This is a genomic window from Methylobacterium longum, assembly GCF_022179385.1.
In the GTDB taxonomy this organism is placed as follows: Bacteria; Pseudomonadota; Alphaproteobacteria; order Rhizobiales; family Beijerinckiaceae; genus Methylobacterium; species Methylobacterium longum.
On the sequence record NZ_BPQS01000039.1, the window covers coordinates 1 to 14,158 of the forward strand.

Annotated in this window: 14 protein-coding genes; 8 read left to right on the forward strand and 6 right to left on the reverse strand. The window is 68.3% G+C overall.

Features of this window, described 5'->3' with window-relative positions; all coding sequences use genetic code 11:
* Positions 1 to 466: 466 nt before the first annotated feature.
* Positions 467 to 1,105 carry a hemerythrin domain-containing protein gene (locus MFF58_RS23740; protein ID WP_238291476.1) on the reverse strand — a complete coding sequence of 213 codons (639 nt, stop codon included), beginning with the start codon at positions 1,103 to 1,105 and terminating at the stop codon, positions 467 to 469.
* Positions 1,106 to 1,588: 483 nt separating this feature from the next.
* Between MFF58_RS23740 and MFF58_RS23745 the strand changes: the two genes are divergently transcribed.
* Entirely contained in the window at positions 1,589 to 2,227 is a 639-nt protein-coding gene (locus MFF58_RS23745) for a class I SAM-dependent methyltransferase (RefSeq protein WP_238291477.1), read from the forward strand.
* A 28-nt stretch (positions 2,228 to 2,255) separates the two neighbouring features.
* On the opposite strand, the gene MFF58_RS23750 is transcribed toward MFF58_RS23745, so the two are convergent.
* Positions 2,256 to 3,194: a glycosyltransferase gene (locus tag MFF58_RS23750; protein WP_238291478.1), complete on the reverse strand. Its 939-nt coding sequence runs from the start codon at positions 3,192 to 3,194 to the stop codon at positions 2,256 to 2,258.
* A 416-nt stretch (positions 3,195 to 3,610) separates the two neighbouring features.
* Here MFF58_RS23750 and MFF58_RS23755 point away from each other — a divergent pair, with 416 nt between their 5' ends.
* Positions 3,611 to 4,927 (forward strand): hemolysin family protein, encoded by a 1,317-nt coding sequence (locus tag MFF58_RS23755; RefSeq protein ID WP_373323381.1) that lies wholly within the window; start codon positions 3,611 to 3,613, stop codon positions 4,925 to 4,927.
* Positions 4,928 to 5,070: 143 nt separating this feature from the next.
* Here MFF58_RS23755 and MFF58_RS23760 read toward each other — a convergent pair whose 3' ends face one another.
* From MFF58_RS23760 to MFF58_RS23775, 4 genes are all read right to left on the reverse strand, one after another.
* A complete protein-coding gene (locus MFF58_RS23760; RefSeq protein ID WP_238291481.1) occupies positions 5,071 to 6,360 on the reverse strand; it encodes an NAD(P)/FAD-dependent oxidoreductase in 1,290 nt (429 codons plus the stop codon).
* A gap of 111 nt (positions 6,361 to 6,471) precedes the next feature.
* Positions 6,472 to 7,203 (reverse strand): amino acid ABC transporter ATP-binding protein, encoded by a 732-nt coding sequence (locus MFF58_RS23765; protein WP_238291483.1) that lies wholly within the window; start codon positions 7,201 to 7,203, stop codon positions 6,472 to 6,474.
* Positions 7,200 to 7,853: an amino acid ABC transporter permease gene (locus tag MFF58_RS23770; protein ID WP_238291517.1), complete on the reverse strand. Its 654-nt coding sequence runs from the start codon at positions 7,851 to 7,853 to the stop codon at positions 7,200 to 7,202. The genes MFF58_RS23765 and MFF58_RS23770 overlap by 4 nt, the downstream gene beginning before the upstream one ends.
* Before the next feature lie 5 nt (positions 7,854 to 7,858).
* Positions 7,859 to 8,626 (reverse strand): ABC transporter substrate-binding protein, encoded by a 768-nt coding sequence (locus tag MFF58_RS23775; protein WP_238291485.1) that lies wholly within the window; start codon positions 8,624 to 8,626, stop codon positions 7,859 to 7,861.
* A 164-nt stretch (positions 8,627 to 8,790) separates the two neighbouring features.
* On the opposite strand from MFF58_RS23775, the gene MFF58_RS23780 reads away from it, so the two are divergent.
* From MFF58_RS23780 to MFF58_RS23805, 6 genes are all read left to right on the forward strand, one after another.
* Entirely contained in the window at positions 8,791 to 9,378 is a 588-nt protein-coding gene (locus MFF58_RS23780) for a cupin domain-containing protein (protein ID WP_238291518.1), read from the forward strand.
* A gap of 135 nt (positions 9,379 to 9,513) precedes the next feature.
* Positions 9,514 to 11,130: an FAD-dependent oxidoreductase gene (locus MFF58_RS23785; RefSeq protein WP_238291486.1), complete on the forward strand. Its 1,617-nt coding sequence runs from the start codon at positions 9,514 to 9,516 to the stop codon at positions 11,128 to 11,130.
* A 69-nt stretch (positions 11,131 to 11,199) separates the two neighbouring features.
* Positions 11,200 to 11,400, forward strand: a complete 201-nt coding sequence (locus MFF58_RS23790; protein ID WP_238291487.1) for a hypothetical protein — start codon at positions 11,200 to 11,202, stop codon at positions 11,398 to 11,400.
* A 141-nt stretch (positions 11,401 to 11,541) separates the two neighbouring features.
* The gene (locus MFF58_RS23795; RefSeq protein WP_238291519.1) at positions 11,542 to 11,940 is read left to right on the forward strand and encodes a DUF350 domain-containing protein; all 399 of its coding nucleotides are present in this window, start codon (positions 11,542 to 11,544) and stop codon (positions 11,938 to 11,940) included.
* 11 nt (positions 11,941 to 11,951) lie between these two features.
* Entirely contained in the window at positions 11,952 to 12,602 is a 651-nt protein-coding gene (locus tag MFF58_RS23800; RefSeq protein WP_238291488.1) for a DUF1190 domain-containing protein, read from the forward strand.
* Positions 12,602 to 13,768 (forward strand): glutathionylspermidine synthase family protein, encoded by a 1,167-nt coding sequence (locus MFF58_RS23805; RefSeq protein ID WP_238291489.1) that lies wholly within the window; start codon positions 12,602 to 12,604, stop codon positions 13,766 to 13,768. Before MFF58_RS23800 ends, MFF58_RS23805 begins: the two co-directional genes overlap by 1 nt.
* The last annotated feature ends 390 nt before the right edge of the window (positions 13,769 to 14,158 follow it).

Genomic DNA, 14,158 nt, shown 5'->3' on the forward strand with positions numbered 1-14,158 from the left:
AGGTTGCGGGCCGGACGGAGCTCGAGCGCTTCTTCCAGTCGCAGTCCAGCCGGCCGGCCGGGAAGGAGGAAATCTACCAAGCCTATCTGAAGTGGCGGCAGGCACGCTGACCGCCGCTACGGCCAGGGAGGCCGATACCGGCGGACCTCGGCAGCAGGAACGCTGCACGCGGTCGAGGAGGGACGCGCCAGCCACCGCGATGACGTCGCCGCGGCCGGGCCCCGTACCGGCCGCGACCGCACAGGTGGGCGGCCCGCGAGCCGGCGGCGTAGCGGGTCCGTGACGGCGGTGGCCACCTCGAGCCCGTTCAGCATCACCTCGGACCCGTGGCGCGGGTCGCCATCTGCTGTCACCATCAGGTCGCTGACCTGCGGGAATGTGTGGCGGGTCGTCCGCGGCCGCCCGGCCAGTCCGCGCGCCGGGACCGGCGCCCGGGCTACGCGCTGTCACCGCGATGCAGGCGCGATCAACGCGGCATGGGGCGGACTGCCTGCCGGGACACCCGCTCCCCGTGGTCGACCGCTCGACCCGACCGCGACCCACCGAAGCCGCCCCTGTTCCACACCAAGTAGCCGAGTCCGGCCGCCACGCCGGCGAGCGTGGCGATCATGGCGACCTCGCTCGACATGGCCCCGGCCCTGGCACCCCGGCGCCGGGCCTGGAGAGCACTCGTCTTGGCGCGCACGAAAGCCCGCGTGGCGGCCCCGGTCTCCTCGGCCGAGAGCAGCTTCCGGGCTGCCGGGATCAGCTCGTGGACATGGCGGTGCAGATGCTGGTCCACGAGGAAGGTGACGTCCTCGAACGTGTTGAGCCAGCCGGCCGAATCTCTCCGCCGGTAGCGGGCGAGCTGTTGGAGTTGCCGCGTCACCTCCGCGTGGCCGTTTCGGAGGTCCTCGGTCAGCGCGCGCGTCTGGCTGTCCCGGCTCAGGGGACCGTACAGGCTCGCCCCGATGGCGCGCGCGTGCAGCTCAAGCTCGTCGATGAGATCGGCCAGCATCCGCTCGCGGCTGCCGACCGAACGGCGGGCATTCAGCGCATAGGGAATATCTCGGATCAGGCTCCCGATATTCTCGTGGTCGCGCTCGATGAGTTGCCATACGTCCATTCTCACGATCCTCGCTGGTGATATAGCAACAGCTTCGAACCCCCCGCCGCCGCCGACCGTTCCCATTCGAATCTGCGCCGGCCGGATTCCGCTCTCGGAAGGGCGCGTGCGGATGGCGTGTCGGCGCGCCGGCCGGGCGCGAATGGACCGGCTTGAAACGGTCGGGTTCGGGCATGGACGAGGATGCCCTTCAATGGGCGGCTTTCCGAGGAGGGGAGCCGCTGGCATGTGCCCTGTCTGCGGATCTGAACGCGCGGACATGCAGCCCCGGCGCTCCCACGAGGGCGTTTTCCCGTCGCCACATTCCGGTTCGCCGCCTCTGGCAGGCTGACGCGCCCGAAGGGCGTCGCGTTAATCGGACTGGGTCCATGGTCTCGGCTCATGCGAGTGGCCTCCACTCTCAATCACACCGGCACCGGACACCGATAACCGCATCGCGGACGGCCCGTGAGTTCCAAGTTAATCCTGCTGAGGAAGTAAATCGTGACGATAGGGCAGATCGTGAGACGAATACTCGGAAAAAACTTTCAGCCCGTGGGGAAGTTGTATAGATCAATATTTGTAGATATTCACAAAATTGCAGCATTTATCGGGGATCAGATACCGGCGGGGAGCCGATGCCTCGATATCGGCGGCGGGGACGGGATGATCGTGAGCGCGATGCTCGAGCAGCGTCCAGACCTTCACGTCACGATGACGGATATCGCGCCCAACATCGGTAGTTTCATCGATCCGAAATTCCTGGATCGCGTGATGCTCCATCCTGCGACGACAGCTAAAAGCGTAGCCGGGACTGGGCGGTCATTCAACGCCATCACGATAGCGGACGTTCTCCATCATGTGCCCGCCGACGCGCGATCGATGTTCTGGTCGGATCTGCGGGAAATCTGTCGAGATACCGGTTGCAGGACGATCATCGTAAAGGATGTTTGCCCGGGCACGCTCAGAGGCTTTCTCAGCCTGATGTGTGACAGGTACATCACCGGAGACCGGCACGTCACCCTGATAAGGCCGGATGACATGATCGCCGACATCAAGCATATATTTCAAACAGATGCTGTAGATATTTCTCACTCGGAACCCGACAAGGCCAATTACTGCCTCGTTGTGAATTTGAAATAGCGCAAGCAGGTCCGTTTCGTCTCGCGCCTCAGCCGATCAGACCGGCACGCAAGCGCGGAAGCACCCTGTCGATGAGGCGCGTGTCGTGCAGGAAGCTTGGCAGGTGAGGGCCGAGCGAGAGGATGGCGAGAAAGGTGCGCAGTAGCGCACTCGCACTGCCTCGGCTTGCCGCAGCCAGGCCGGTATTGACCCGGATCGAGGCCTCGGCCTTGCGCAGAATGCCGGCGCGCGCCGCAGCCGGCAGAAAGTCCGCGTGAGCCGCCAGGACGATGCGCATCTGCGCCTCGAAATCAGCGGCGTCGCGGCTGCCGCTGACCGTCATGGATTGCCCATGGACCCGAAATCCCGTCAGGACATCGGCATGGTAGACGGTGTCGCCGTGCCGGGCGATCTTGAGGTAGAGATCCCAGTCTCCGGTGTACCAGAGGTCGTCGCGGATGCCCCCGACTGCCATGAAGGCATCGCGGCGGATCACAGGTGCCGGCACCGCGATGAAGTTCTGGACCATGAGTTTGCGCAGCAGCAGGCCGGGTTCCAACGGCGCGTTGCCGGACGGCAGGGGGGAACGCCAGATTCCGATCGCGCGTCCGCTCGCGTCGATGACTTGCGACGGGTGCAGGTGCATCGCGGCTTGGGGGGTGTCGGCCAGCCATGCCTTCAGATGCGCGGCGCGGCCGGGAAGCCAGATATCGTCCTGATGCAACATTGCGACATGTTCGGCCCGCGCCTGCGCGAAGCCAAAGTTCGTCTTGGCGCGCCAATGTCCCAGGTCCGGTCGGCGGAGGATATGGAGGTCGAGACGGTCGCTATAGCTTGAACTGAGTCGTGCCGTGCCGTCGCCCGGGGAGCTGTCGACAACGAGGTATTCGATGCCGGAGCTTGATTGGGCAACGAGTGAGTCGAAGGTCTCGCCAAGCCAGCGCTCGCCATCATGAACCGGTATGACAACGGTGAGCCAGGGCTTCATACTACCTCGCACACGATCCTGAGCTTCCCGATGGCGGCTCGGCGGGATGAGTTTCGCGCAGATCCGTCGCCTCGGTGGAAGCCTCTCTGCTGACGATCATCGCGAGCCCGTGCCGCCGCCGCGGCGCCGATGTCTCATAGTCATTGCAGCCAATCGAACAGCGATGAACGCGGGATTAAGATCGTGCGACCGACGGGGTCGTCCGACCCGCGGGAGCGGTCCGCCCTGATGCAGGCTTCCGATCCAGAACGAGGACGGACAGATCGGCGACGGGCGGCGACACCCGGGGGACCGCGTCACCGAACCCTCTTAGCTGTGCCTTCGCCCTCGCTCGTGTCCGCCCTGCCGCGGACCGGCGAAACGGTTTTGTCCCTCGCTCTTAGCTGATAGACCGGATCGTCTGTTCGAGAGGGGGCATATCCATTTCCGACGATGCGTGGTCGACGGCGCTGGGACTGTTTGCGGTTCTGCTCCTGGTGTTCGCCAATGGGTTCTTCGTGGCGGCGGAATTTGCCCTGGTCTCGGTGCGTCGCAGCCGCGTCGCCGAGTTGGTATCGGAGCAGCGGGCGAACGCGACGGCGCTCCAACGGGCGACGGACCGGCTCGACGCCTATCTCGCCGCGACCCAGTTCGGCATCACCCTGTCCTCCCTGGCACTCGGCTGGATCGGCGAGCCGGCCCTCGCGCACCTGATCGAACCGGGCCTGGACTGGCTGCCGTTAGGCCTCGGGGCCGTCGCGTCCCACACGGTCGCAGTCGCGATCGCCTTCTCGATCATCACGTCCCTGCACATCGTGCTAGGCGAACTCGCCCCGAAGAGCCTGGCCCTGCAGCGGAGCGAGCGGACCGCCCTCGCGGTGGTCCGGCCGCTGAGCCTGTTCCTGCTCGTATTCCGGCCGGCGATCCTGGTTCTGAACGGGCTCGGCAACGGTGTGCTGCGACTGCTCGATCTGAAGGCCGGGCACGGCGAGGGCTCGCTTCACTCCACGGCCGAACTCAACCTGCTCATCCAGGCGAGCCAGGAGGCGGGCCTGATCCGTGAGGTCCAGCAGGAAGCCGTGGAGCGCATCTTCGCCATCGGCGAGCGCAAGGTCCGAGACATCATGACCCCGCGCCACGAAGTCGAATGGGTCGACGCCGACGACCCGCGTGAGGAGATACTCAAGGCCGTGCGCGCGTGTGATCACGCCCAGGTCGTGGTGAGCCGCGGCGACGTGGACGAACTGGTCGGCGTGGTGCGCAAGCAGGATCTGCTCGACCAAGTGCTCGACGGCAGGGACATCGATATCGCCGTCGCCACCCAGCCGCCCATCGTCGTGCACGAGAGCATGACCATCCTGGCCGTGCTGGAGACCTTCCAGAGCCAGCCGATGCGGATGGCAGTGGTCGTCGACGAGTACGGCAGCCTGGAGGGCATCGTCACCCAGACCGACCTGCTGGAGGCCATCGCGGGCGACATACCGGAAGTGGGAGAGGAGCCCGACGTGGTCGAGCGCCCTGACGGCTCATTGCTGATCGACGGCATGATGTCGGCCCGCGAGGCTTTCGAACGACTCGACCTGTCTGAGAACTCGGCCTCGGACGACTTCAATACGCTGGCCGGCTACGTGATCTTCCAGCTAGGACGGATACCGACCGCGGGGGACGCCTTCGAGGCCGGCGGGTGGCACTTCGAGGTCGTCGACATGGACGGACGCCGGATCGACAAGGTCCTCGCGATTCGGACAGCCTGATCGACGCACCGGTCCGGTGTGACGCGCGAGGTCCGCCGCACGCGTCCTGCGGAGCGGAGCCGTCGAACCGGAGCGCCCGCCTCCGGCACTCGCGTGGCCGTGCGCTTGGGCGGGGGCGGCCCGGGCTCGCTCATCCGGGCTGCCTATCGGATCCCGCCATCGCTGAGGCGGTACCACGCGATGATCGCCGAGACGTAGAGGCGATGGAGCGCGTGCATCGGCAGCGGTGCAACCGGTGTGAGCGGCAGCGGCAAGGCGTCGGCGTTGCCGGTCGCGAGATAATCGGCGATCGCCCGTCCCATCGACGATTGGAGTCCGACGCCGCGCCCCTGGCAACCGATATCGATCAGGAGCCCCGGGGCCGGTTCGTGGAGGTGCGGGAGGAAGTCCCGGGTGATCGCGACCCGTCCACACCAGCGATGGTCGAACGCAGTCCCGTCGAGCTGTGGGAAGAGCTTGCCGACGATGCGTTCGAGATGGGCCCAGTCCGCGGGTCCGCGGGGCTCCCGGAACGGGCCCCGGCCGCCCATCAGGAGGCGCCCGGTATGGTCGAGGCGGAAGTACAGCAGCAGCTTGCGGGTGTCCGAGCTGACCTGTCCCTCCGGCAGGATCGAGCGGCGCAGGTTGTCGGAGAGCGGCGCCGTGGCGATTTGGAACGAGTTCGCTGCGATCACCGTCTGGGCGAGGCCCGGCCACAGGGCGCCGGTATAGCCGTTGGTGCACAGGACGACGCGCTCGGTCGAGAGCCGCGCGCCCTGGGCCGTCGTGACGGTCCAGCCTGATCCCGTCCGGGCGAGGCCGGTGACGGGGCTGCCCCCGTGGATCGCGGCGCCGGCTTTCAGCGCCGCGCGGGCGAGGCCGCGGGCGTAGCTCAGCGGCTGGATCGCGCCGCCGCGATGGTCGAGCCAGCCGCCGAGGTACCGCTCGGTCCCGAGCAGCCGGTCGGTCTCGGCCTTGTCGAGGACCTGGGCCGGCGCGCCGAGCGCGATCCATTGTTCGGTCCGGCGCGCGACCTCCGCCAATCCGGCCTCGGTGTGCGCCCCCTGGATCCAGCCCGCGCGCCGGTGCGGCACGTCCATCCCGTGCCGGGCGATCAGGTCGAAGACCGTGTCGGCCGTGCCGCCCGCGAACCGCGCGAGACGTTCGCCACGCTCGCGCCCGAGCTTGGCGACGAGGTCGGCGGGATCGTATTTCAGGCCCGGGATGACCTGCCCGCCGTTGCGGCCCGAACCCCCGAAACCGACGTCCCGGGCCTCCAGCACCACCGGGCGGATCCCGCGCTCGGCCAAGTGTAGGGCGGTCGAGAGCCCGCAGAAGCCGCCGCCGACGATCACAACGTCGGCCCGCCCCGATTCGGTCAAGGGCGGCGTTTCCGGCGCGGGCGCTGCGGTCGTGGCCCAGAGGGCCGGTGCCAGGGGGAACGGTTCGGCCAAGGCGGTTCCTCCGGTGCGCGTCCGCGGAACCGGAGGCCGGTTTCGCGGATGGGAGCGCGTCACGATAGGGGGGTGGGGCCGTTCCCGACGGCGGCGCGATCGGGAGCGGCGCTAGAGCGGATGCAGCACCCGCTGCAGGAAATCCTGGGTCCGCGGGTGCTGGGGACGGTTGAGGATCTCGGTGGCCGGGCCCTGTTCGACGAGCACGCCACCGTCGAGAAACAGCACCCGGTCGGCGACCTCGCGGGCGAAGCCGATCTCGTGGGTCACCACGATCATCGTCATGCCCTCGTCGGCTAGCCCGCGCATCACCCGCAGCACGTCGCCGACGAGTTCGGGATCGAGCGCGGAGGTCGGCTCGTCGAACAGGATCGCGTCGGGCCGCATGGCGAGCGCCCGGGCGATGGCGACGCGCTGCTGCTGGCCGCCGGAGAGCTGATCCGGTCGAGCGTGTTCCCGGCCCGACAGGCCCACCCGCGCCAGCAGGGCGCGCGCCTGCTCTTCGGCCTGCGCGCGGGATTCGCCCTTCACGTGGATCGGCCCCTCGACGACGTTTTCGAGCGCCGTGCGGTTGGCGAACAGGTTGAAGCGCTGGAACACCATCGAGACCCGGGTCCGGATCGCCTTGATGCTCCGCTTGTCCCGCTCGACGCGCTGGCCGCCGACGCGGATCTCGCCGCCGTCATAGGCCTCCAACCCGTTGATGCAGCGCAGCAGCGTCGACTTGCCGGATCCCGAGGGTCCGATGATGCAGACGACCTCGCCCTTGGCCACCTCGGCGGATACGCCTTTGATCACCTCCAGCGATCCGTAATGCTTGCGCACGTCGGTCAGCACGATCATCGCTGGCGCGCCTTCCCCTCGAGATGCCGCACCAGCAGGATCAGCGGCAGGCTGAGCGCGAGGTACATCAACGCGACCATCGTGTAGACGCTGGTGTTCTTGAAGGTCGAGGAGGCGATGAGCTTGCCCTGAAGCGCCAGCTCGGCGACCGTGATGGTCGAGGCCTGCGAGGAATCCTTCAGCATCATGATCATGATGTTGCCGTAGGGCGGCAGGGCGATGCGCACGGCCTGGGGCAGGATCACGCGGCGCATGGTCATCCACCAGCCCATGCCGATGGAATGCGCCGCCTCGATCTGTCCGCGATCCACCGCCTCGATGCCGGCCCGGAAGTTCTCGGCCTGGTAGGCGGAATAGGCGATCCCGAGCCCGATGATCGCCGCCTGGACGGCCGTGAACGACAGTCCGAAATCCGGCAGCACGAAGTAGATGTAGAACAGCTGCACAATGATCGGGATGCCGCGCAGGACGTTGATCATCACAGCGCTGAGGCCGGAGAGCAGGCCGATGCCGGAGACCCGCAGCACCGCCCAGAACAGCCCGAGCAGGGTCGAGACGGCGAGGGAGGCCAGCGTGATCAGGATCGTGAGCTGGACGCCCTGGAGCAGGATCGGCAGGTATTCCTGCGCGTCGGCGAGGAACTCCCGCACGCCGCTCACGACCGGTCGGCCGAGGGCGGTAGGCCCCACTTGGTCAGGATGCTCTGGAGGGTCCCATCCGCCTTGAGCTTGGCGAGTGCGGCATCGATCTTGGCCAAGAGCTCCGTATCGCCTTTGCGCACGCTGATGCCCACGGAGGCGACGACGCTCGGCTTCAGGGTGTCGACCAGGCGGACCCCCGGGAATAGCCCTTGCTTGACGTAGTAGGCGAGGATCGGCGCATCGGCGAAGCCTGCCTTCAGGCGTCCGGAGTTCACATCGCGGATGATGTCGGGGATCGTGTCGTAGATCTTCACCTCGGCGAACAGGCCGGACTTCTTCAGCGGCTCGACGAAAGCGGTGCCGACCTGGGCGCCGACGGTCTCACCCTTCAGGTCCGCGAAGGCGGCGTAGTCCTTGGTGTCGGCCTTCGGGACGATCAGGCCCTCGCCGTACGCGTAGACCGGCGCGGAGAACGCCACGACCTCCTTGCGCGCGGGGGTGATGAACATCGCGGCCGAGATCAGGTCGATCTTCGAGGCGGTGAGCGCCGGGATCAGCGTCGAGAATTGCAGGGGCTCGACGGCCACCGCGAAGCCCGCCTCCTTGCCCACGGCACTCACGAGATCGACCATCACGCCCTGGATGGAGTTGGTCTTGGTGTCGAGGAAGGTGAAGGGCAGGCCGGTCGGCGTGGCGCCGACGCGGAGCGTCGGCTCCGCCCGGGCCGGTCCGCCGGCCAGCAGCGCCATCACCAGGCACAGGCTCGGAAACAGGCTTCTCATCGCGCGGCTCCTCAGGCATGGCGGCTCGGTCACCGGCCTGTTTTCATGCTGATGAAGATTACCGCATGCTTGGTGTCTCGACGCAAGCTCCTTTCACGTGCATGAAATCGGTGTCGAACCAGCAGGATGAAGCCGCGGTGAGCACGCCGAAGGTCGAAACGACGATGCCCGCCGATCCGGTCGACCGGGCGGTGGGGCGGCGTCTGCGCGCCCTGCGCCAGGAGCGCCGCCTGTCCCTGGAGACGGTCGCGGCGAGCACGGGGCTCTCGATCGGTTTCATCAGTCAGGTCGAGCGTGGCCTGTCATCGCCGTCGCTGCGGGTCCTCGCGCTGCTGGCCGACACGCTCCAGACCGGGATCGGCGGCCTATTCGAGCCTGCCGCCGCACAGCCGGACGCCGACCCGATCGTCGTGTTCGAGAAGGATCGGCCCGAACTCCAGCTCTGGCGCGCCGGCATCACCAAGCAGTTGCTGACGCCGCCGGGCGGGGCACAGGGCCTCAGCCTGTTCCACATGGTGCTCAAGCCGGGAGCGAGCACCGGCGCGGAGCCGTTCGCGCACGACGGCGAGGAGGCCGGCTTGGTGCTCGAAGGGCGCCTGACCCTGGTGGTCGAGACGCGCACGCTGGATCTCAAGGCGGGTGACAGCTTTCGCTTCGCCAGCCGCCGGCCCCATCGCTTCGGCAATCCCGCCGCGCGGGGGCGGACCGTCGTGCTCTGGGTCAACGTGCTGGGCGCGCCGCAGGCCGTGTGAGGCCCCGCCCGGCGCCCTGCGTCCGACATCTGCGAAGATCGATCCTGAAGCCGTCCGGCCCGGCGTAGCCCTTGTCCCACGGCGATCGGCCGTCGATGCTGCGCCGCATCGGCCGTGACGCGAGGCGGACAAGACATGGAAACGATCGGTCGTGATTTGCGCGAGATGCAGCGCGTCCCCCTCGCGGCATCGCATATCGCTGCGCTTCAGGCGGTGGGCACCGAGCGGCACTTCCCGGCCGGGACGTTTCTCGTTCATGCCGGCGAGCCGGCCGATCGCTTCGTCTATGTCCGGGACGGCGAGATCGAGGTGGTGAACCCGTTCACCGGTGAGCGCCACCTGCCGTCCACGCTCGGGCCGACGCAGTTCATGGGGGAAATCTCGTTCCTTAACGGCGGCACTTGGTCGATGCCCATGCGGGCGGTCGTCGAAACGACCGTGATCGAGGTGCCGCGGACGGAGATGCTTCGTCTGATGTCCGAGATCCCCGAGATGTCGGACATCGTCATCACGGTCCTGGCCGCCCGGCGGCGGCGGCAACTCGACTCCCGCGACGGCACTTTGGTGCTCCTCGGCGAGGACGACGATCGGGCCGTTCGACGGATTGCGGAGTTCGCGAGCCGCAACCGCTTTCCCTACAGATCCTACCCGCTCGGCAGCCCGGAAGCCGGGGCCGTGGCGACGAGCTGCGGGATCGCGTCCGACCGGCCGGCGGTGATCTTCGGGCGCAACATCCTCGTGGCGGACCCGACCCCCGACAAGGTCGCCGACCTGCTCGGCCTCAACTACGCGCTCGTCGACGACGAGGCCTTCGACGTGCTCATCGTCGGCGGGGGACCGGCCGGCGTGGCAGCGGGGGTCTACGCGGGCGCGGAGGGGCTTCGCGCCCTCGTGGTCGAGGATATCGCGATCGGTGGCCAGGCCGGAACGTCGAGCCGCATCGAGAACTACATGGGTTTCCCGACGGGGATCTCCGGGGCCGATCTCGTCTGGCGCGGGGAGGTCCAGGCCATGAAGTTCGGGACGCGGTTCGCGATGCCGCGGCGGGTGACCAAGCTGGAGCGGCTCGACGACGGCGCGTTCTGCGCGACGTTCGACAACGACCAGCGCGTTCGCGGTCAGGCCGTCGTCGTGGCGACCGGTGTCCAGTACCGGCGCCTGCCGATCGAGCGGCTCGAGGCGTTCGAGGGCGCGGGCATCTACTACGCGGCGACCGAGATCGAGGCTCGCTACTGCAGGAATACGGAGGCGATCATCATCGGTGGCGGCAATTCCGCCGGGCAGGCGGCGATGTATCTGAGTCGCTCGGCCCGGTGCGTTCGTCTCCTCGTGCGCGGGCCGTCGCTCGCGACCTCGATGTCGCGCTATCTCTCGAGTCGCCTGGAGGCGGACCCGGCGATCACGATCGAATATGGCGCCGAACTGAGCGCGCTCCACGGAGGCGAAAGTCTCGACGCCGTGACGATCCGCAACGCCGTCGACGGGACGGCCCGAACGATCCCGACCCGCGCCGTGTTCGTCATGGTGGGAGCCGCTCCCAATACCGGGTGGCTCTCGGGTCTCGTGGATCTCGATCACAACGGCTTCGTGCTGACCGGCGAGAGGATCGGCGCCGATTCTCCCTATGCAACGTCGCACCCGGGAATCTTCGCAGTTGGGGACGTACGCGCCGGATCGGTCAAGCGAGTGGCCTCGTCCGTGGGTGAAGGCTCGGTCGTTATCTCCAAAGTCTGGGATCATGTCCGACGCTGAGGGTCCCGCGCGTCAGGTCGGCTCCGTGAGCGGGGATCGGGCGCGAGGATCCGGTCGACGATGAGGCTCATGCGATCGGCGGATCAACGCGCGTCAGGTATCGTCGGGCGCGACAATCTGCACGATCCCCACCCGACGGCAGGCGGCACCGTGAGCAAGGGGCAAGATCAGGAAGCCCTTGGATCGGTTCTGATAAGAATGTTCGATGCCCGCGCGCTCGCTACAGCGATGACGATCCTCAATCGCTTTGCCGGCAAGCTTGTGGAATAATGCGGCCACATGCTACCGATACAATTCTGCTCCGGTCTCTGCACCCGTTCAGGTTCATGGAAGCGCGAATCAATTGGAACTCATGGCTGAGCTGATCGAGGCGCCAGGATGCGCAGGCGGCCCCGCGCGGGACCCGAGGCGGTGAATTCAATTTCGGGGCTGTCCGACTTTCTGCTCTATCTCGCGACGGCGCTCAGCCTGATCGGCCTCTATCTCGCCACCTACACCTTCGCGACCGCGCATAATGAGCTCGCGCTCATCCGGCAGGACGTGACGGCCGCCGCGGTGGCGCTGGGACTCAGCCTCGCCGGCTTCGCATTGCCGCTCGCAGCGGCGATCTTCAACGCGCAGTCCCTCCTCGACTGCGTGGTCTGGGGGCTGATCGCCCTCATCGTCCAGATCCTCGTCTACTGGCTGGTGCGCCTCGCGATACCGGACCTGTCGCGGCGCATCGCCGACGGGCGCATGGCCCCGGCCGTGCTGCTCGGTGCGGTCTCCTTCGCGGTCGGGATCGTGAACGCCGCCGCGATGACCTACTGAGACGCGCCGCGATGCCGCCGATCCTCCCATCGGACGAAGCCGGGACGGCCCGGCGTTCCAAGCGCTCGGCGACCATCTCCCTCGTGCTGCTCGCCGGCGCCGGCGCGGCCGCGTTCTCCTTCGCGCGCCGCGATCCCTCGCAGCGCGAGGAGGACGCCCTGGTCTACGCCACCGACGGCGCCTGTATCGCGGACGGCGTGCGCCCGGCTGACGCCTGCGTCGCGGAATACCGCGCCGCGCTCGACAATTACGCCGCCAGCGCGCCGCGATACCCGGATCAGGCGGAGTGCGAGCACCATCACGGCCCGGGCGGATGCACCGCCAGGACGGGGGCGACCCCCGGCGACACGCTCAGCTTCGTGCCGCTGATGGCGGGCTACATGATCGGTCGCACCGCGGCACAGGGCCTTCCGGTCCAGCCGCTCTACCGGCACGCTCCGGAGGAGCAGCGCCAAGCCTCCGCCGGCACCTCTGGCGGCTATTGCACCGGTTCTGGCGGCCGCGTGTTCACGACGGGCGGCGGGTCCGTCGCCCGCGTCTCCTCCGCGGTGGCCCGCACCACGACGGGCGCGCCGCGCACGATCGCCCGCGGCGGCTTCGGCGGAACGGGACGGGCCGTCTCCGCCTCCGGCGGTCATACGGGCGGGTCCGGGGGCGGCTGATGCGCCGCGTGACCATCCCGGAACGGCCCGACTGGCGGGCGCGTGCGGCCGAAGCGGGCTTCGCCTTCCATACCTTCCCGGACGGCCCGTACTGGGACGAGGGTGCCTATTACGCCTTCAGCCTCGCGGAGATCGAGGACGATATCGAGGCGCCGACCCGCGAACTCCACGCGCTCTGCCTTGCCTTCGCCGAGCGCGCCGTGCGCGACGGCGCCATCCTGACCTCGCTGGCCATCCCCGAGCACGCCTGGGACGCGATCGCCGACAGCTTCCGGAGGCGCGATCCCACCCTCTACGGGCGAATGGATCTCTGCTACGGCGGGGCCGGAACCGGGCCGGCCAAACTCCTCGAATACAACGCCGACACGCCGACGGCCCTCTATGAGAGCGCGGTGTTCCAGTGGCTCTGGCTCGAGGACGGCCTCGCGCGCGGCTCCCTGCCGCCGGGCGCCGACCAGTTCAACGCGCTGCACGAGCGGCTGATCGCACGCCTCGCAGAGATGGGCCTGCCCGGCACGCTCGCCTTCGCGTGCTTCCCCGACGCGCCGGAGGATCGCGGCACGGTGGCCTACCTTCAGGACTGCGCCGTCCAGGCCGGGCTGCGCGCGCCCTTCGTGCCTGTGGAGGCGATCGGCCTGGGCGGCGACGGCCGCTTCCTCGGCGCCGACGGCCGGTCCCTCGACGCCGTGTTCAAGCTCTACCCCTGGGAGTGGATGTTCGCCGACGCCTTCGGGCCCGCCATCGGTGCCTCGCCGACGCGCTTCCTCGAGCCTCCCTGGAAGGCGATCCTATCCAACAAGGGAATGCTGGCGCATCTCTGGGCCATGGCACCCGGCCACCCGAACCTGCTGCCGACCTATTTCGAGGACGATCCCGCCAAGGCCGCTCTCGGCACCTCCTTCGCGAAGAAGCCGCTCTATGCGCGAGAGGGCGCGAACGTGCTCCTCGTCCGCGACGGCGCGGTCCTCGAACGCGACGAGGGCCCGTATGGCGCCGAGGGCCATGTGCGCCAGGCGCTCGCGGAACTGCCGGCCTTCGCGGGTCGCCATGCCCTGGTCGGGAGCTGGGTCGTCGGCGCGGAACCCGCAGGCCTCTGCGTGCGCGAGGAGGCGCGTCGCATCACCACCGACCGGGCGCGGTTCGTGCCGCATCTGATCACCGGATGAGTGCGATCGGCGCCGTCCCTCGGCCAAGCAGGCGAGGCTGCGGCGGTTCGACAGAGACCCGGCACTGACTTTGGCTGATGCAGTCCGTCATCCCCGAGCTCCGCGCACAGGGGCTCGTCGGACCGACGGAACGGCGTCCGCCTCGACCAGGATCGGCGCGATCGCTGTGGGGCTGATCGGAGCCGCGGGAGAACGTCGCCTTGGGGCCGCTTCGTGCAGGGCGCAGGCCGCGACGCGATCCGGGCCCGGCGTGAAGCGCGGCGCGTCATCCTGACCGTCGCGGTCCGGTCGCGGACCGGTGCCGCATCCGCGGTGGCGCGGACTTTTTGTTGTCCCTGCGTCTCACGGCCGTCTCGGGCACCGGCAGACGCGAGGATCCGACATTCTGGG

What these genes read in the sequence shown, in the direction of transcription:
- MFF58_RS23740 (WP_238291476.1), bottom strand. Translation starts at nt 1,105, where the DNA reads ATGGACGTATGGCAACTCATCGAGCGCGACCACGAGAATATCGGGAGC.
- MFF58_RS23750 (WP_238291478.1), bottom strand. Translation starts at nt 3,194, where the DNA reads ATGAAGCCCTGGCTCACCGTTGTCATACCGGTTCATGATGGCGAGCGC.
- MFF58_RS23765 (WP_238291483.1), bottom strand. Translation starts at nt 7,203, where the DNA reads ATGATCGTGCTGACCGACGTGCGCAAGCATTACGGATCGCTGGAGGTG.
- MFF58_RS23775 (WP_238291485.1), bottom strand. Translation starts at nt 8,626, where the DNA reads ATGAGAAGCCTGTTTCCGAGCCTGTGCCTGGTGATGGCGCTGCTGGCC.
- MFF58_RS23780 (WP_238291518.1), top strand. Translation starts at nt 8,791, where the DNA reads ATGCCCGCCGATCCGGTCGACCGGGCGGTGGGGCGGCGTCTGCGCGCC.
- MFF58_RS23785 (WP_238291486.1), top strand. Translation starts at nt 9,514, where the DNA reads ATGGAAACGATCGGTCGTGATTTGCGCGAGATGCAGCGCGTCCCCCTC.
- MFF58_RS23790 (WP_238291487.1), top strand. Translation starts at nt 11,200, where the DNA reads ATGCGATCGGCGGATCAACGCGCGTCAGGTATCGTCGGGCGCGACAAT.
- MFF58_RS23800 (WP_238291488.1), top strand. Translation starts at nt 11,952, where the DNA reads ATGCCGCCGATCCTCCCATCGGACGAAGCCGGGACGGCCCGGCGTTCC.
- MFF58_RS23805 (WP_238291489.1), top strand. Translation starts at nt 12,602, where the DNA reads ATGCGCCGCGTGACCATCCCGGAACGGCCCGACTGGCGGGCGCGTGCG.